The sequence below is a fragment of the Bordetella sp. genome (genome assembly GCF_057362025.1).
In genome coordinates this window covers 30,554-47,081 of record NZ_JBMQQZ010000088.1, presented here as the reverse complement: position 1 = coordinate 47,081, position 16,528 = coordinate 30,554, and the positions used below count along the sequence as shown (strand labels likewise).

At 65.5% G+C, this 16,528-nt stretch carries 15 protein-coding genes; 8 read left to right on the top strand and 7 right to left on the bottom strand.

The window, feature by feature from the left end:
* Window positions 1-108: 108 nt before the first annotated feature.
* The gene (locus tag ACO1P8_RS19480) at window positions 109-378 is read right to left on the bottom strand and encodes a hypothetical protein (protein WP_486297535.1); all 270 of its coding nucleotides are present in this window, start codon (window positions 376-378) and stop codon (window positions 109-111) included.
* 451 nt (window positions 379-829) lie between these two features.
* On the opposite strand from ACO1P8_RS19480, the gene ACO1P8_RS19475 reads away from it, so the two are divergent.
* The 4 genes from ACO1P8_RS19475 to ACO1P8_RS19460 all read left to right on the top strand — a co-directional run bounded on the left by ACO1P8_RS19475 (window position 830) and on the right by ACO1P8_RS19460 (window position 4,683).
* Window positions 830-1,240, top strand: coding sequence for a tripartite tricarboxylate transporter TctB family protein (locus ACO1P8_RS19475; RefSeq protein WP_486297534.1), 411 nt, complete (start codon window positions 830-832; stop codon window positions 1,238-1,240).
* 1 nt (window position 1,241) lies between these two features.
* Window positions 1,242-2,762 (top strand): tripartite tricarboxylate transporter permease, encoded by a 1,521-nt coding sequence (locus ACO1P8_RS19470; protein ID WP_486297533.1) that lies wholly within the window; start codon window positions 1,242-1,244, stop codon window positions 2,760-2,762.
* A 77-nt stretch (window positions 2,763-2,839) separates the two neighbouring features.
* Window positions 2,840-3,442, top strand: a complete 603-nt coding sequence (locus ACO1P8_RS19465; protein ID WP_486297532.1) for a hypothetical protein — start codon at window positions 2,840-2,842, stop codon at window positions 3,440-3,442.
* Window positions 3,430-4,683: a putative Na+/H+ antiporter gene (locus ACO1P8_RS19460; protein ID WP_486297531.1), complete on the top strand. Its 1,254-nt coding sequence runs from the start codon at window positions 3,430-3,432 to the stop codon at window positions 4,681-4,683. The genes ACO1P8_RS19465 and ACO1P8_RS19460 overlap by 13 nt, the downstream gene beginning before the upstream one ends.
* A gap of 44 nt (window positions 4,684-4,727) precedes the next feature.
* Here the strand turns inward: ACO1P8_RS19460 and ACO1P8_RS19455 are convergent, their stop codons facing one another.
* Window positions 4,728-6,332, bottom strand: a complete 1,605-nt coding sequence (locus ACO1P8_RS19455) for a serine hydrolase (protein ID WP_486297530.1) — start codon at window positions 6,330-6,332, stop codon at window positions 4,728-4,730.
* A 434-nt stretch (window positions 6,333-6,766) separates the two neighbouring features.
* Here ACO1P8_RS19455 and ACO1P8_RS19450 point away from each other — a divergent pair, with 434 nt between their 5' ends.
* Together ACO1P8_RS19450 and ACO1P8_RS19445 are read left to right on the top strand one after the other, a co-directional pair.
* Complete coding sequence (locus ACO1P8_RS19450) at window positions 6,767-7,246, top strand: carboxymuconolactone decarboxylase family protein (RefSeq protein ID WP_486297529.1); 480 nt, start codon at window positions 6,767-6,769, stop codon at window positions 7,244-7,246.
* A gap of 168 nt (window positions 7,247-7,414) precedes the next feature.
* Complete coding sequence (locus tag ACO1P8_RS19445; RefSeq protein ID WP_486297528.1) at window positions 7,415-7,909, top strand: Ohr family peroxiredoxin; 495 nt, start codon at window positions 7,415-7,417, stop codon at window positions 7,907-7,909.
* 4 nt (window positions 7,910-7,913) lie between these two features.
* On the opposite strand, the gene ACO1P8_RS19440 is transcribed toward ACO1P8_RS19445, so the two are convergent.
* Together ACO1P8_RS19440 and ACO1P8_RS19435 are read right to left on the bottom strand one after the other, a co-directional pair.
* Entirely contained in the window at window positions 7,914-8,918 is a 1,005-nt protein-coding gene (locus ACO1P8_RS19440) for a LysR family transcriptional regulator (RefSeq protein ID WP_486297527.1), read from the bottom strand.
* Between the two features lie 160 nt (window positions 8,919-9,078).
* Complete coding sequence (locus tag ACO1P8_RS19435) at window positions 9,079-9,957, bottom strand: RNA polymerase sigma-70 factor (RefSeq protein ID WP_486297526.1); 879 nt, start codon at window positions 9,955-9,957, stop codon at window positions 9,079-9,081.
* Window positions 9,958-10,252: 295 nt separating this feature from the next.
* Between ACO1P8_RS19435 and ACO1P8_RS19430 the strand changes: the two genes are divergently transcribed.
* Entirely contained in the window at window positions 10,253-11,170 is a 918-nt protein-coding gene (locus tag ACO1P8_RS19430; RefSeq protein WP_486297525.1) for an MBL fold metallo-hydrolase, read from the top strand.
* A gap of 23 nt (window positions 11,171-11,193) precedes the next feature.
* Here ACO1P8_RS19430 and gcvA read toward each other — a convergent pair whose 3' ends face one another.
* Window positions 11,194-12,099, bottom strand: coding sequence for a transcriptional regulator GcvA (gene gcvA / locus ACO1P8_RS19425; protein ID WP_486297524.1), 906 nt, complete (start codon window positions 12,097-12,099; stop codon window positions 11,194-11,196).
* A gap of 130 nt (window positions 12,100-12,229) precedes the next feature.
* Here gcvA and ACO1P8_RS19420 point away from each other — a divergent pair, with 130 nt between their 5' ends.
* The gene (locus ACO1P8_RS19420; protein ID WP_486297523.1) at window positions 12,230-13,072 is read left to right on the top strand and encodes an EamA family transporter; all 843 of its coding nucleotides are present in this window, start codon (window positions 12,230-12,232) and stop codon (window positions 13,070-13,072) included.
* 9 nt (window positions 13,073-13,081) lie between these two features.
* Here the strand turns inward: ACO1P8_RS19420 and ppc are convergent, their stop codons facing one another.
* Window positions 13,082-15,925: a phosphoenolpyruvate carboxylase gene (gene ppc / locus ACO1P8_RS19415; RefSeq protein WP_486297522.1), complete on the bottom strand. Its 2,844-nt coding sequence runs from the start codon at window positions 15,923-15,925 to the stop codon at window positions 13,082-13,084.
* Complete coding sequence (locus ACO1P8_RS19410) at window positions 15,922-16,302, bottom strand: VOC family protein (protein WP_486297521.1); 381 nt, start codon at window positions 16,300-16,302, stop codon at window positions 15,922-15,924. Before ACO1P8_RS19410 ends, ppc begins: the two co-directional genes overlap by 4 nt.
* Between the last annotated feature and the right edge of the window lie 226 nt (window positions 16,303-16,528).

Below are 16,528 nucleotides of genomic sequence, written 5' to 3'. Positions count from 1 at the left end.
GCGCTCGATCTCATGTCCAAGTGATGGCGCGCCCGGCGAGTACATCGCTTCTCGCCCTGTCAACCGATACACCTGCCTCGCACTTCGTCCCATGCAACACCTCGTCGATCAAAGGTGTTGCAACCACCGGTTGAATCCGCCCAGTGCCCGGTTCAGCACCTCGTTCACGAGAACATTGTCCCGCGCCCGGACGGCCGGCAATACCGCGGCGGACAGGCCGTCCAGATACACCTGTCCCAGGTCGTCGATCTGGCGGTCGAACTGGCGCGAGACGCCATGCAGCGAGAGGGAAATCAAGGCGGTCGATATGGCCAGGAACAACAGCGCGACAGACAGTGGAATCCGAACGGTCAAAGGCAGGCGGCCGAAGCGCGTCATGCAGTCCCCCCGAATGCAAAGGGCTTGATTATGCCTTGCACAGCCAGGCGGCGCGGGCGCGGTAGTTTGAAAAATATTGCAAGCCGCCTAAACCCCGGCGAAAAGCATGCCAGCACGGGCTGCGCAATGCGGGCCGCCCTGTCAGGGCTGCGTGCGATCGGCGCCATGTTCACCTTTCTGAACATCGGAGGCTGAACATGTCCATCCGGCCCGACAGCACTCGCCGCGACGCACTGGAAACCCCTGGTTTACCCGCAAAAACCGCCGCTGCCCCTGAAAGCGAAGTGCAAGCCCTCGCCCCTAAAGTGCCGGCTCTTTCACCTCCGCGAGCGAGCGGAGTACGACGCAACGACCACACAAGCTGGGGGGGCAAAAAATGCGAAGCAAGTTACGGCTATACCGAAGGGATCTATGGGGAGGCGCGCTGATTTCGACGGTCGGCGCCCTTACCATGCTGCAGGCGTACACCTACCAGATCGGGCAACTCGCACGCATGGGGCCGGGCTACTTCCCGATGCTGCTGGGAGGTTTCCTGGTCGTCCTGGGCGTGCTCATTCCATTAAGCCCGGATCCCGACGAAGTCATGCAGGACGAGGGCCACGACAACCAGGCGGGACCGACGCGCGCGGATCGCCTGCGGGGGATGGCCTGCATCGCGGGCGGCATCGTGCTCTTCATCGTCGTAGGCCAATACCTGGGCTTCCTGCCGGCCACCTTCGCCCTGGTCTTTACGGCAGCCATGGGCGACACGTCCAATACGCCGCGATCGGCCGCCATCCTGGCGGCAGCGATGAGCCTGTTCGGCGCGGTGGTGTTCTCCTGGGCGCTGCAGTTGCAGTTCCCGATGTTCCAGTGGAGGTGAGATGGAACTGCTAGACAATGTGCTGCACGGGTTTTCCGTCGCATTCCAATGGCAAAACCTCGCATGGTCGCTGTTCGGCGTCTTCATGGGCAACCTGATCGGCGTGCTGCCCGGCATGGGCGTGCTGGCGGCGATTTCGATCCTTCTGCCCCTGACCTATGCGATGACTCCTACCGCCGCGCTGATGATGCTGGCTGGCATCTACTACGGCGCGCAGTACGGGGGCGGCATTACCTGCATCCTGCTCAATCTGCCCGGTACGCCGTCGCACGCGGTCACCTGCCTGGACGGCAATCCGCTGGCGCGCCAGGGAAAGTCCGGCTCGGCCCTGTTCATGCTGGTATTCGCATCCTTCATCGGCGCGTGCGTGGGGATCCTGATCATGATCCTGTTCTCGCCGCTACTGGTCGAGGTCGCCTTCAAGTTCGGACCGGCGGAGTACTTCTCGATGATGATGCTGGGGTTGTTCGCCGGCGCCACGCTGGCCAAGGGCTCCGCCATCAAGGGCATCGCGATGGTATTCCTGGGATTGCTGTGCGGGGTCATCGGCACCGACGTCAACACCGGGACCATCCGCTATGCATTCGGCGTGATCGAACTGAGCGACGGTCTGCCGCTGGTCGCCCTGGCGATGGGCCTGTTCGGCCTGGCCGACTTCTTCGCCAACGTCAACCGTATCGGCAAGGCATCGGTGGTCAAGTCCGGCAATCGCATGTCCGTACGTCCGGAGCCTGGCGATGTCCGCGGGTCGGTCGCACCTATCGCCCGTGGCAGCGCGATAGGCGCAATCCTGGGCATCCTGCCGGGCACCGGCGCCACCATCGCCTCGTTCATGTCGTACGCGGTGGAAAAGCGTGTGTCCAAAACGCCGAAGCGCTTCGGCAACGGAGCGATCGAAGGCGTCGCCGGCCCCGAAGCCGCGAACAACTCGGCGGCACAGACCAGCTTCATCCCGACAATGAGCCTGGGCATCCCGGGCGATTCGGTGATGGCGCTGATGCTGGGCGCGCTGATCATCCACGGGATCCAGCCGGGCCCGCAGATGGTCACCGAGCATGCGGACATCTTCTGGGGATTGGTTGCCAGCTTTTGGATCGGCAATGTGCTGCTGGTGGTCATGAATCTCCCCCTGATCGGGATGTGGGCCAAGCTGCTGAAGGTACCGTACAAGTATCTGTTTCCCTCCGCGCTGTTCTTCGTCTGCGTGGGCGTCTACAGCACCAACAACAGCCTGTTCGACGTGGGGATGGTGCTGGTACTGGGGATGATGGGCTATCTGTTCCTGAAGTTGCGCTTCTCGCCGGCGCCGCTGCTGCTCGGCTTCGTGCTGGGGCCGATGGTCGAAGAGAACTTCCGCCGCGCGCTCCTGCTTTCGCGCGGTGACATGGCGATCTTCGTCGACCGGCCGATCAGCGCGGCATTCATCTTGGCGATATTCGCCCTGGCGGGCTGGCTGGTCCTCTCCACGCTGCGTAATCGGCGCAAACTGCGTGAACAGATGCGGCTGCAGACGGAGTCCTGACCCTGCCCTTCACCTGGTGACCGGTGTGCCGCCCCGTCGGCGGCGCAGCGGCCGCCGCAAAAACCTGCACTCTGCGCATGACAGCGATTGACCTTCCCTTCTACGCTCGCGCGAAAGCGGCTTGTTCCGGCGCGGCCATCACCATGGTGCGCCGTTTGCCGTTTGTGGAACTGGTCGAACTCCTGGAATTCGATCGGCTCAGGCTGGACCCGCCGCCGTGCGACCGCTCGCCGGACAGATTGGCAGGCGTCATCGGTACGCAGGAATGGCTGCTGCCGGAGGCCTCCGGGTCCGTGCCCCGGACGGGGCACGCCGACATCTATATCTGCTCCACCCTGAACGCCCTGCACGAAGCCGTCCTGCCGCCGGACGATGCGCTGCTACACTTCGAAGTGATGGCCGGGGCGATCGATCGCCCCGCGTACGCGCCCATCACCGGTATCCGGATACGCATGGAGGGCAGTACCCGCATGGGTCAACGCCGTCCGCTACTGCGCGTGGATCTGCACACGCTGATACAGCAAGTCCGGGTACCCGCGGCCAGCACGCCAGATCTGTTCGAATTGGTACAGAAGGTTGTCCGATCTCGCATTTGGGTCGACGTCACCCGAATCAGCGAATACTCCGGTGCGTCCGGATCGTCTCCCGACGGGAAAGGAAACACCGAATGCCCGCCCTGAATATCATCGCAGCCGCCATTTTCGGCATCGCCTTGCTCCATACCTTCACCACGCCGCTGTTCCTGAAAGCGGCGCACTACTCCAAGCGACATCAGGGCCTGTTCCATCTGCTGGGCGAAGTCGAGGTAGTCTTCGGTTTCTGGGCCGGCATCCTGCTGGTAATCATGGCCATCGCCCGCGGCCGCGCGGATGCGATTAGCTACGCGGAAAGCCGCAACTATACGGAACCAGCTTTCGTATTCGTCGTAATGGTGATCGCGGCTTCGCTGCCGGTTTTGACGGTCGTCATGCGTGGCGTGGAGGCCATCGCGCGGCTCCTGCCGGTGCCCACCGCGACCGCGAAGGCGTGGCTGAACCTGAGCGTCGTGCCGCTGGCCGGCTCGCTGATCACCGAGCCGGCGGCCATGACTATCGCCGCTCTCATGCTCGCGCCCCAGGTCTTTCATCGCGAAATGCCGGAACGTCTTAAATATGCGGCGCTTGGTGTGCTGTTCGTCAACATCTCGATCGGCGGCACGCTGACTTCCTATGCCGCGCCGCCGGTGTTGATCGTGGCCAACACCTGGGGGTGGGACTCGGCATTCATGCTGCAGCATTTCGGCTGGAAGGCGGCGATCGCGGTGATGATCAACGGGACGCTGGCAACGCTGCTGCTGCGCCGCCACCTGCGCGCGACCGATGCCCCGGGCGGCAACGGCAGGGCGTCCCAGGTTTCCACCACGTCCATCCTCGTGCATCTGCTGTTCCTGGCCGCGGTGGTGATCATGGCGCACCACCCAATCATTTTCCTTGGCCTGTTTCTCTTTTTTCTCGGCTATACGCAGGCATATCAGCAGAGCGAGGACCGTCTCATCATTCGGGAGGCGCTGCTGGTCGGCTTCTTCCTCGCGGGCCTGGTGGTGCTGGGCGGCATGCAACAATGGTGGCTGCAACCCATCGTCAGCGCGCTCGAACCCAATGTGCTGTTCTTCGGTGCGGCAGCATTGACGGCTATTACCGATAACGCGGCGCTGACCTACCTCGGTTCGCTGATCGACGGCATTTCGGATCAGGCCAAATACATGTTGGTCGCCGGCGCTGTCACGGGCGGCGGCCTCACGGTCATCGCCAATGCTCCCAATCCGGCGGGTGTGTCGCTGCTGCGCGGCAATTTCCGCGATGGGGCGGTTAGCGTGGGTGGCCTGTTCCTTGGCGCGCTTGCGCCAACCTGCGTCGCGGGCGCCGCGCTCTTCCTGCTTTAGCGCATGGTGCGAGGTGCATGGCCAGCGGGCCCGCGCCTCGCGAGTCAATGGCGGCGAAACGTGCCCAGGCGATTCTTATCCAGCAATTCCACCGTCATCGATCCCATGCCGTGCGCGCCGGCCCCGCTGAAATCAACCGCGGACACGGATCCTTCCTCGTAGTTTTCGCCGTGCATGCCGATCACGAAACGATCGCCATCCCAATGCCGCATGCGAAAACGCATGTCTTTGGGACCCAGCAAGAGCGTGAGCCCGCCCGTGTCCGCCACGACGCGGGCGGTGCCGAAGTACTCGTTACCGTAATCGCCCGTGTAGAAACCCAGTTCGCGCGCGGGCGCCGGCTGGCTGGGCGGCTGCCTGCCGACCAAGGTCCCGGCCGGCTCGGCATAGGGCTTGAACAAGGCCTGATAGCCGGCCAGCCAATCCCGCCGGATTTCGCCAAACTGCACCAGCTCCATGAACTCGGCGATCAGCGCCTCCGCCGCGCCGACCGGCGCCGCGTTGGTCAGCACGACGATGCCGACTTTGGCGGACGGCAGTATCGCGAAGGCGGTGCCGGCGCCCAGCGCGAATGCGCCCGAATGGCTGATGCTGGTGCGGCCCGAGGGCTGCACATTCAGATTGAACCCATAGCCGTACATGTCCGCCCTGGCGCTGGGCGACGAAGCAGGCCGCGAAATCACCTGCGGCGTTATCGCCGGCAACAGTGCGTCTGCCGCGATAAAGGGCTGGCCGGCCGCATCGTCGCCATTGCCGATCAGCATGGTCAGCCACTTCGCCATATCGTTGGCGCTTGAACTGACGCCGCCTGCGGGCGATTGCGCATCGGGTTCGCGCTGGTAGCTGGGCCGGTAGACGCCACCGCTCTTGATGTGGCCGTGGGCCCGGTTGCCGGTGCCTTCGAAGTCGGCAAAGCGCGAGCTGGTGCGGTCCATATGCAACGGTTTATAGAGCGCCTGCTCCGACAGGCTCGCCCAATCCGTCGCGGCGGCCCGCGCCACCGCTTCCGCCGCCGCGGTCACGCCGAAATTGGTATAGGCGTACGTCGAACGAAAGGGATGCAGCGGCAGGTAGCGCAGCCGTTCCAGCACCTGGGCACGGTCGTAGCCCAGATCCTCCAGGTCGTCGCCGGCATGGTCGGGCAGCCCGGAGCGATGGGCGTAAAGGTCGGCCAGCGTCACATGGGCACTTACCCAGGGATCGGCCAGCCGGAACCGCGGCAGGTATTTGACGACGGGGTCGTTCCACCGGACGCTGTGCCTGCCGACCTGGCGCGCCACAACGGTGGCCCCCACGGACTTGGACAGCGAGGCCAACTGAAAGACGGTATCGGCGTCCACGTCGCCCTCCATGTCGATATTGCGCACGCCATAGCCCTGGGCGAAGACCTTGCGGCCCTCGTGCACGACCGCGACCGACATGCCGGGAATACCGGTACGCTGCATGATCTCCCGCGCCAACCCGTCGAGCTGGCTGACCGCGGCATCGATCCGCCCAGGCGGAATGGGGACACCGGCCGTCTCGTTCGGCGGCAGTTCGGGAACGGCAGGCATGGCCGCGTGGACGCAGCTCCCGCCAGCCACCAGGGCGGCACAGATCAGGCGAGCGGCCATGCGCAGGTAGCGCAGCATCATCGACGTCCTTGTCATGGATTAGCCGGCGCGGGGGCCTGTCGCCGGGTGGCCAAGGCCGGCGTGTCGCATCCCGCCGCGCAGTCCGCATCGTTCGAACGGACACCCTGTGCGGAATCGGCGATCCAACCGGCCATGTCGTCGCCCCTCCAACGGACCTTACGGAATTTTCCCGCGGCCCTCAATGGGGCTCTTTGCACGAGATGGGTATTACACACGATGGGCCGTCCTCCCGTAAGCCGGCAGCTCAGGCTGCCGGTGCGGGCGGAGTGTGGCCCACGGGCATGAGGGGATCTCGTTGCGTACGATTGTTGCCATCGAAGCAACATCGTGGTCCCCTGGCCGAGCCTTCCGCCGCCGCGCGCGCGCGCCTACGATTCAGGGGCCGTCCCAGTATGGGTCCCGAGCCGTCCGCCACGGCCAAGGCACGTCAACCCCTTTAGAGAATCACCATGAGCCAACGTCTGAACGCCTTTGTCCAATCGCCCGAACTGTTCAAGAAATTCATCGAATTCGGCATGCTGTTGAAATCCGGCGCGATCGAGCAGTCCATCCTGGGCCTGATCGAAATCCGCGCCTCGCAGATCAACGGCTGCGGCTTCTGCCTGGACATGCATGTGAAAGAGGCCAAGATCCACGGCGAACGCGAACTGCGCCTGCATCACGTGGCCATCTGGCGCGAGTCGCCAGAGTTCTCGCCGCGTGAGCGCGCCTGCCTCGCATGGACGGAGGCGCTGACCACGCTGGGCGCGCATGGCGTGCCCGACGACGTCTATGAGCACGTGCGGACCGAATTGTCGGAAAAGGAAATCTCGGACCTGAGCTTCGCGATCATGGCGATCAACGGCTGGAACCGCCTGAACGTGGGTTTCCGGACCGTTCCGGGTTCAGCCGACAAGGCGTATGGACTGGACAAGGCCAAGTTCGACTGAAGGACCGCAAGCGCATCCTCGACAGGGCGGGCGTGCCATACGTCCGCCCCGTCGCGTCCGCCGATGCCTCCCTGTGCCTGGCGTATGCCGCCCTGTCAGCGCCGGTGAGCGGCATAACGAGAGCGCCTCTTCCGAACAGGGAAAGCAGGGACAGGCACGAAGGTACTTATGAGCAAATTGCGACCTCCTCCCCAGACGCTTCTGGACAAATACCGGGGCGCGGACTTCCAGCCGCTGTATACGACCAGCGTGACGGTGCGCGGTGGAGAGGCCGCGCACGGGCGTGCCTCCGGCGTTGCCATCTCGGATGACGGCGAGCTGGCCGTGGACCTGCGGCTACCGGTCGAGATGGGCGGCTGCGGCGGGGGCACCAACCCCGAGCAACTGTTCGCCGCCGGCTTTGCGGCGTGCTTCCACGGTGCGCTGGGCATGCTGGCCGAGCGCGCGGGCCTGTCGATTCCGGATGCGTCCGTCACCGCCACGATCTCTTTCGGGCGCGACCCCGTCGATGGCTGGTTCGCCCTGACCGCGAGTATCGATATCTACCTCCCGGGCCTGGACGGGGCGGTGGCCGAAGAGCTGGTGCGCAACACGGAACGGCTGTGCCCGTACGTCAAGATGGCCCGCAGCGGCATCGATAGCGTCGTGGCCCTGACGCAATAGCGGCTTACGCCTGCTTCATCAGCAGGCTATCCACGATTTGCAGGTCCAGGGCGCGAATGCGTTCGGTCATGTAGTCGATAAAGACCCGCATGCGCGCCGGCAGGTGCTCGCGGCTGAGAAAGCACAGATAATGCCCGCGATCGTCAGGCGCATATTGAGGCAGGCAAGCGACCAGTCTACCGGCGCGCAAATGCTCGCACACCTGGTAGCCGGCCATTTGCGCGATGCCCTGGCCGTCCAGCACGGCTTGCAGCACCAGGTCGGCGTCGTTGAAGGTCGACATCGCCCGCGGAGCAAGTTTGCGCAGGTGCCCGCCTATCTTGAATTCCCATTCGTACACCCGTCCCGATGCCAGGCGGAAGTTCACGCAACCGTGGCTGGCAAGCGCGTCGACGCTGTCCGGCAGGCCGTGCCTGGCGGCATAGGCGGGTGAAGCACATAGCATCATCTGCATGGGAATGAGCTTCTTGGCGATCACCTGGCTGTCTTCCATGCGGCCATTGCGGAACGAGACGTCGACACGGTCCGTGGTGAAGTCGGTGGGACCGTCATCGAGCAGGAGGTCCACCGAAATATCGGGGTAGGCGTCGCAAAACCCCCGCAGCAGGGGCGCGACGACCTTGCGGCCGAAGCCTACCGTCGCGCAGACGCGCAACAGGCCCGATGGCGGGCCTTCGCGCAATTCGCGCAGGTCGTCCAGGGCGCGGTTGATCCGCTCCACGCCCGGCTGGCACTGCTCGTAGAACCGCCTGCCCTCTGCGGTCAGTGAAGTGTTGCGCGTGGTGCGGACGAACAGGCGGGTGCCCAGCTGGTCTTCCAGCTTTTGCACGCTGCGGCTGACAGCGGACCGGCCGATGCCCAGCCGATCGGCCGCCTTGGCGAAGTTGCCTTCCGTGGCGACGGCGATAAAGGCCATGACGCCCGCGTAGCTGGTGGCAAAGCTGTCCGCCAGCGAATCCGGGCCGCTACAGAAGGATGTAACCGAAGGAGTTGAAATGGATGTCGACATGGTGGCAGCACCGCGCGTGGGTTGGTTCTATTGCTAGACGTCCCGGGGGACGGTTTTGTGACATCGGACGAAGAAAAAGTTTTGCTCCGACGGAAGAACAGTCTGCGACAGGGCAGCCCCCGGACCCGGCGGGCGGAGGTAAAACCCTTGCCGGTGCGGCTTAGCCTTTCGCCAGCGCGCTGGCGATGCGTGCCAGCTTGTCCGGATTTCGCTGCACAAGAACGCGCGTCAGGCGTTCCCCATCCGTCTCGTAGGATTGCACGGATTCCAGCTGGCCATCGATGAAGCGCAACAGCGTCCATTGCCCGTTCACCTGGACGACCTGGATGCGCAGCGCATCGCGGTACCTGCGCTTTCCGGCGTAGAAGAGCTGCGCCAGGCGTTTGCCGCCCGCCAGGCGGGCGAAACTAGTGACCCTGCCGCCGCCGTCGCCGATGAGCTCGGCATCGTCGCTCAACAACGCGTGCAGGCCGTTGAAGTCGCTGCGCTGCATCGCGTCGGCAAAGGCCAGCAACAGGCGCCGCAGCGTCGCGCGCGGCACGGCCGCGCGCGGAGCGCCCTGGCGCAACTGCTGCCTGGCCCGCCGCACCAGTTGGCGGATCGCGGCCTGGGTCTTGCCCAGGGTCTGCGCGATGTCCTCGTAGTCGGCGTCGAATACCTCACGCATCAGGAACGCCGCGCGCGCGTCCGGCGTAAGGCGCTCCAGCATGAACAGGAAAGCGACCGACACATCGTCGGCAAACTCGTGGATCTGTTCCGGCGTGTCGGGCGCGGCCATCAGCATGGGTTCGGGCAGCCAGACGCCGACATAGTGGGCGCGTTCGGCCTTGGCGGCGCGCAAGCGATCGATGGACAGGCGGGTCGTGACGGTGACCAGCCAGGCTTCGGGATTTTCCAGGGCAGCGCGGTCGGCGTCGTGCCACCGCAGCCACGCTTCCTGCACCACGTCCTCTGCTTCGGCGACCGCGCCCAGCATGCGATAGGCGATCGCGTACAGGCGAGGACGAAGACGTTCGAAGACGAGTACGGAGTCGGTCATGAAGGTCTCGACACCCAGTGCGGCGAAGCGGGAAGCCAATCATTCTGCCGCACCAACGCGACGCCGACAAGCGCGGGGCGGCCGTGCAATGCAGCCGATCGACGCGCATTGCGTCTTCAACACCCATGCGCGATACGGCGCCGCGGATTGATGCGTACGGCACAACGGTGTGCTTCCCGCCAGGGATCTACCGCGCGCCACGCCTGCACCCTAGGATTCCGTCATCGCATGTCCCCCGGCACAAAAGGTAAAGCACCGAGCCGGTTCGTCCCGCCACCCTTCAGGAGATTTCCCCATGCTAGCAACAGACCTCGCCGTGCCTTCCGCCAGCGACCGATCCTTCGATCTGGTCCCATCGCGTTATGCGGTCCGCGTCGGCGACATCGACGCGCTGGTGGTCAGCGACGGCGTACTGCCGCTGCCGACCTCGACAATGGCCACCAACGCCGACCCGGCCGATCTGGCGAACTGGCTGGAGCAGATGTTCATGCCGCCGGACGCGTTCGACTGGCCGCTGAACGTGATGGTGGCGCGCAGCGGCGACCGGACCATCCTGATCGACGCTGGCCTGGGCGGGCAATTCCCGGGTTTTCCACGCGCCGGGCAGTTCCCGCAGCGCCTGCAATCCGCGGGCATCGCACTGGAATCCGTGACCGATGTGATCATTACCCACATGCACATGGACCACGTGGGCGGACTGCTGGTGCCGGGCGTGAAGGAACGCCTGCGTCCCGATGTGCGCATCCATGTGTCGGCGACCGAGGTCGAATTCTGGACATCGCCCGATTTCTCCCACACCGTCATGCCCAAGCCGGTGCCGGAGGTCCTGCGCACCACGGCAACGAGCTTCTATAACGAATACCGCGACCGGCTGTGCACCTTCGAAAACACCCACGAAGTCGCGCCCGGGGTCATCGTTCGCCTGACCGGCGGCCATACGCCAGGGCATAGCGTGGTCGATCTGGTATCGGGCGGCGAACGCCTGACCTTTGCCGGCGACGCCGTGTTTCCGGTCGGCTTCGAGCACCCGGAATGGCACAACGGTTTCGAACACGATCCGGTGGCCTCGGCCCGCGTCCGCATGGATCTTTTCAAGGAACTGGCGCAGAACCGCGGGCTGCTGGTCGCCGCCCACTTGCCCTTCCCGTCGGTGGGTCGCGTCGCAGTCGACGGCGATGCCTTCCGGTGGGTACCGGTGATCTGGGATTTCTGATCGCCACGCCGACCAGATCGCGTTCACACCGCTGGCGTGCCTGCGCTCATGCCCTCGCGCTCGATCCATGAACGAAACAGCAGAACGCGTTCATCGGCGGATTTTTCTTCCGGAACGTAAGTGCAATAGCTGCGCGACGGCAGGCGGGGCTCCGCGAGCGGCGCGATCAATCGGCCGGCGGCGAGATCGTCGGATACCAGCGCGGTAGGACCCATCGCGACGCCGATACCGTCGATCGCGGCCTGCAAGGTCAGATAGAAGTGGTCGAAAGTCAGGCTGGCGGCCGGCGTCAGGCCGGGCACCCCTGCCCTGGCCAGCCAGTCCGGCCACAGCCGCGGCAGGCTGGAGGTATGCAGCAGGGTGTGCTGCCGCAAGTCGCCGGGCACATGCAGCGGCAGGCGCCGCATAAGCTCTGGGCTACAGACCGGCAGCCTTTCTTCGGACAGGAAAGGACGCATCGAATAGCCGTAGAACGTGTCCGGACCGCCCCGGATGACGATGTCGTGGCTTTCGTCCAGGCTATCCAACGGCGCGTTCGACGTCCGCACCTTGACCTCTACGTCGGGATGCAGGGCGCGGAACGTCGCCAGCCGTGGCACCAGCCAGCGCAGGGTGAAGGTCGCGGGCGCGTTCACGGCAAGTGTCCGGGACACCGTTCCCGGCACGCCGTAGGCCGCGGTGGCCTGCCCCAGTTGCTCGAACAGGGGCCCGATCTTTTCCAGATACGCCTGCGCGGCGGGCGTCAGCGTGACCCGCCGATTGTGCCGCTCGAACAAGGGTGCGCCCAGCCATCCCTCCAGCAGGCGCACGTGCTGGCTTACCGCGCCGTGCGTGACGTGCAATTCCGCGGCGGCCTCCTTGAAGCTACCCAGCCGGCCGGCGGCCTCGAAAGCCCTCAAGGCGTTCAGGGGCGGCAATATCCGTCTCATATGGAAGATTTTCTAACTCGACGTGGCAATTTATCTGGTTTGTCGTGGCCGGACAAGATAGATAACCTATCAAACACTGCCTACCCCTTCTTCGCCCTCCCCGTTTTCCTTCTTCCGCGGGCCGACACTTATGTTCAGCCATACCGGCGCGATCGTCCTGCTCGCCGCCGTTCTCCACGCAAGTTGGAACGCGATGCTGCACGGCAACCGCGACCGATTGCTTTCCATGACCTGGATGAGCGTCGCCATCGCGGCGGTGTCCACGCTGATCGTGCTGGACCACCCCTGGCCGCCTGCGGCCTCCTGGCCGTATATCGCCGCGTCGGGACTCGTGCACATCTTCTACAACCTGTGCCTGGTCCGCTCGTATCGACGCACCGACCTCGCGCTGGCGTACCCCATCGCGCGAGGTTCGTCGCCGTTGATCGTCACACTGGGCGCGGCGCTGTTCGCGCACGAGCAAATCGGTCCGCTGCGCGCGCTCGGCGTCGCCATGATATCGGGCGGCATCATTGCCATCGCGCTGCAGGGCCATCGTGTGTCGCGGGCTGGCATCCTGGCCGCGCTGGCGACCGGCGCGACCATCGCCGTGTACACCGTGATCGACGGCATCGGCGTCAGGCTGGCCGAAGGCCAGGCGCTGGTCTACACCGCCTGGATGTTCCTGTTCTATTGGCTGATGCCCGCCCTGTTCGTCGCGGCGCGCGGATTCGCGCCGCTGTACAGGCCGGTCCTTGCCGAACCGATGTCGGTCGCCATATCGCTGGCCGGTGGGCTGGTATCGATCGCCGCGTATGGCATCGTTATCTGGGCGCTGCAATCGGACGCGATGGGCGCGGTCTCGGCCTTGCGCGAGACCAGCGTGGTATTCGCCGTGCTGATCGGCAGGATGTTCCTGCGCGAGACGGTCAACCCGACACGCTGGCTGGCGTGCCTGGTCGTCGCGGCCGGCGCGATCTGCCTGGGCCTATGACTCGTGCGCTCAGCCGCTATTGCGCAGACCCGCCGCAATCCCGTTGATGGAGATGTGGATACCGGTTTTCACCACCGCGTCGCCGCGTCCTTCGCGATAGCGTTGCATCAACTCCACCTGCACGTGGTGCAAGGGATCCAGATAGGGAAAGCGATGGCTGATCGAGCGCGCCAGTACCGGATTGTTTGTCAACCGCTCGCCTTCGCCGGTGATGCGCGATAAGGCCTGCGCCGTGCGGTGCCATTCGGCCTCGATGACCGGGAAGATGCGATCGCGCAGCGCGGTATCGGTCACCAGCTCGGCATAGCGGGAAGCCAGGGCAAGATCGGACTTGGCCAGCACCATATCCAGGTTCGACAACAGCGTGCGAAAGAAAGGCCATTCGCGGTACATCTCCCGCAGCAGCGTCCAGGCGGCCTCGGCGTCGGGGCCCGCCTCTTCGACGAAGGTGCGCACGGCGGAGCCGAACCCGTACCAGCCGGGCAGCGTCAGCCGGCACTGGCCCCAGCTGAAGCCCCAGGGAATGGCGCGCAGATCCTCGATCCGCTGGCCGCCGCTGCGCGATGCCGGACGCGAGCCGATGTTCAACTCCGCGATTTCGCGGATGGGCGTGGAACCGAAGAAGTACTCGCGGAAACCCGGGGTTTCGTACACCAGTGCCCGGTATGCACGCATGCTGGCATCCGACAGGGCCGCCGCGGCCCGCAGGAAGGCATCGGGCGCGGCCTGCTGGGTGCGCAGCAGCGTCGTTTCCAGTGTGGCGGCGACCAGCGTTTCCAGATTGCGGCGGCCGATGTCCGGGTTGGTGTACTTGGAGGCGATGACCTCGCCCTGCTCGGTCAGGCGCAGCTGGCCGCGCACCGTTCCGGGTGGCTGCGCCAGGATGGCCTGGTAGCTGGGACCGCCGCCCCGCCCTACCGTGCCGCCGCGGCCATGGAACATGCGCAGCTTGATCGGGGCACGCGCGGCGAACTCGTCGAACAGCGAGGCCAGGGCGACCTCCGCGCGATAAAGCTCCCAATTGCTGGTGAAAATGCCGCCGTCCTTGTTGCTGTCCGAGTAGCCCAGCATGATGTCCTGCTCGGCGCCGCTGCGATGCACCAGATCGAAGATCCCCGGCAAGGCATAGAAACCCCGCATGATGGCGGTGGCGTTGCGCAGGTCCTCGATGGTTTCGAACAGCGGCACGACGATCAGCTCCGCCCGCGCGTCCTCGCCCAGCAGCCCGCGCATCAGCCCGCATTCCTTCTGCAGCAGCAGGACTTCCAGCAGATCGCTGACCGTCTCCGTATGGCTGATGATGTAGTGCCGGATGGCGTGCCGGCCATAACGCTCGCGCATGACCCGGGCGGCTTCGAAGATGGCGAGCTCGCCGCGCGCCAGTTCGGAATACGCGGATCCGGGAACGCGTAGCGGGCGGGGATCATCCAGCAGCCGCAGCAACTGATCGACCTTTGCCGCCTCGTCCAGCGACGCGTAATCGGCATGCACGCGCGCCACGGCCAATAGTTCCGCGATGACGGCCTCGTGCTTGTCCGAACTCTGCCGCAGGTCCACCGTCGCCAGGTGAAAGCCGAACACGCTGGCCGCGCGCATCAGCGGCTGCAGCCGCTGCGCGGCCAGGGCGCCGGCATGATGGCTGTCCAGCGACGCTTCGACCACCTCGAGATCGTCCAGGAAATCTTCCGCCCGCGCATAAGGCGGCTGCGGCGCCACCGGATGCGGCGCGGCCTCGCCGCCCGTCAAGGCCTGGAGCGTCGCCGCCAGCCGGGCGTACACGCCGGATAGCGCCTTCCGATACGGCTCGTCGCGGCGATGGGCGCTATCGTCCGGCGAGCGGTCCGCCAGCGCCCGCAGGGCCGGCGCCACGTCCACCAGATAATCGGACATGGATAGCTCGCCACCCAGCTGGTGCACCTCCGCCAGGTAGTGGCGCAGGGCGATTTCCGACTGGCGCTTCAGGGCATAGGCCAGCGTGTCGGCCGACACATTGGGATTGCCATCGCGGTCGCCGCCTATCCACTGGCCCATGCGCAGGAAACTGGCCACGGCATGGCCGGGCATCTCGCGCTCCAGGCTGGCGTACAGGCGCGGGATTTCGCGCAGGAACGTCGTCTGGTAGTAGCTGAGCGCGTTCTCGATTTCGTCGGCGACGGTCAGCCGGGACATGCGCAGCAGCCGCGTGGTCCATAGCTGGATGATGCGGCCGCGCAGCTGGGCGGCATTGGCGTCCAGCTCGCGCGCCAGCACGGCGTCGGCGGCACCCGCCACGCCATGGCCACGGATGTCGTCGCGTTCGGTCAGCAGTTGCGCGATGGCGCGCTGCGCATCCAGGATGCTCTTGCGCTGCACCTCGGTGGGATGGGCCGTCAGCACCGGCGACACGTGGCTGTCGTCCAGGGTGCGCGCAATCCGATCGGCCGCGACGCCGGCCGCGCGCAGCCGCGCCATCATGGCTTCGATACTGCCCTCCTGGACGTCGCCGCCGCGCTCGCGCGCGACGCGCCGGCGGATATAGTGGCGGTCTTCGGCCAGGTTGGCCAGCAGGCTGAAATAGGTGAAGGCGCGCACCACGCAGACCAGCATGATGGCGGGCAGCGATTGCAGCAGGTGCTTGAGCGTCTGGTCGGCCTGTGCGTCGTCGTCGCGGCGGAAGGCCACGGCCAGTTGGCGCACTTGTTCCACCAGCGTGTAGGCCTCGTCGCCTTCCTGTTCGCGGATGACTTCGCCCAGCAAACGCCCCAACAGGCGGATATCGTCCGCCAGGGGCTGCTGCGAGGGCGCGGCGGGCGGAGTACCGTCGTCGCGGCCGGCGTACGCACCGGCATCGGGGGCAATGGAGGCGCCGCTCATGCCGCGAGCTCCGAGATTTCGATCAGGTTCAGGTCGGGGTCGCGTACATACACCGAACGGATGCGCGAGGTCGCTCCGGTACGCATGACCGGTCCTTGCTCGATCGCTACGTGGTGCTCGCGCAGGCGCTGGATAACCTGCTCCAGGGGGACGCTGGCGATGAAGCACAGGTCCAGCGCGCCCGGCACCGGCAGATGCGCCTTGGGTTCGAATTCCCGGCCCTTGACGTGCAGATTGATCTTCTGGTTACCGAAGGCGTAGGCTTTGCGCCCCTCGCCGAAGGTTTCCAGGCGCATGCCGAGGATATCGACGTAGAAGCGCGTGCACGCGGCTTCGTTCGCCGTGGTCAGAACCAGGTGGTCCAGATGGTCGATCAATTTGCGAGTCTCCCAGGGTTGCCTGCGGCCCCGAGGTGCCGGGACAGCCGCGGCCGCCGCGCGAACCGCCACCGGGATGGACGATGCCGGCACGCGGGCGACAGCACGACTGTAGGAGATTCCGCCAGCCTTGGGAATTCGTGTTCCGGATAGGCAGCCTTCGCGGCTGGCTAAGGCCGGATCAGCTCGCGCCGCCCGGCATGGCGCGCATGGCCGCCTTTTCGCC

Bases quoted from the DNA above. Each gene is read 5' to 3' on its own strand.
- ACO1P8_RS19480 (WP_486297535.1), bottom strand. From the start codon at position 378: ATGACGCGCTTCGGCCGCCTGCCTTTGACCGTTCGGATTCCACTGTCT.
- ACO1P8_RS19475 (WP_486297534.1), top strand. From the start codon at position 830: ATGCTGCAGGCGTACACCTACCAGATCGGGCAACTCGCACGCATGGGG.
- ACO1P8_RS19470 (WP_486297533.1), top strand. From the start codon at position 1,242: ATGGAACTGCTAGACAATGTGCTGCACGGGTTTTCCGTCGCATTCCAA.
- ACO1P8_RS19465 (WP_486297532.1), top strand. From the start codon at position 2,840: ATGACAGCGATTGACCTTCCCTTCTACGCTCGCGCGAAAGCGGCTTGT.
- ACO1P8_RS19460 (WP_486297531.1), top strand. From the start codon at position 3,430: ATGCCCGCCCTGAATATCATCGCAGCCGCCATTTTCGGCATCGCCTTG.
- ACO1P8_RS19455 (WP_486297530.1), bottom strand. From the start codon at position 6,332: ATGACAAGGACGTCGATGATGCTGCGCTACCTGCGCATGGCCGCTCGC.
- ACO1P8_RS19450 (WP_486297529.1), top strand. From the start codon at position 6,767: ATGAGCCAACGTCTGAACGCCTTTGTCCAATCGCCCGAACTGTTCAAG.
- ACO1P8_RS19445 (WP_486297528.1), top strand. From the start codon at position 7,415: ATGAGCAAATTGCGACCTCCTCCCCAGACGCTTCTGGACAAATACCGG.
- ACO1P8_RS19440 (WP_486297527.1), bottom strand. From the start codon at position 8,918: ATGTCGACATCCATTTCAACTCCTTCGGTTACATCCTTCTGTAGCGGC.
- ACO1P8_RS19435 (WP_486297526.1), bottom strand. From the start codon at position 9,957: ATGACCGACTCCGTACTCGTCTTCGAACGTCTTCGTCCTCGCCTGTAC.
- ACO1P8_RS19430 (WP_486297525.1), top strand. From the start codon at position 10,253: ATGCTAGCAACAGACCTCGCCGTGCCTTCCGCCAGCGACCGATCCTTC.
- gcvA (WP_486297524.1), bottom strand. From the start codon at position 12,099: ATGAGACGGATATTGCCGCCCCTGAACGCCTTGAGGGCTTTCGAGGCC.
- ACO1P8_RS19420 (WP_486297523.1), top strand. From the start codon at position 12,230: ATGTTCAGCCATACCGGCGCGATCGTCCTGCTCGCCGCCGTTCTCCAC.
- ppc (WP_486297522.1), bottom strand. From the start codon at position 15,925: ATGAGCGGCGCCTCCATTGCCCCCGATGCCGGTGCGTACGCCGGCCGC.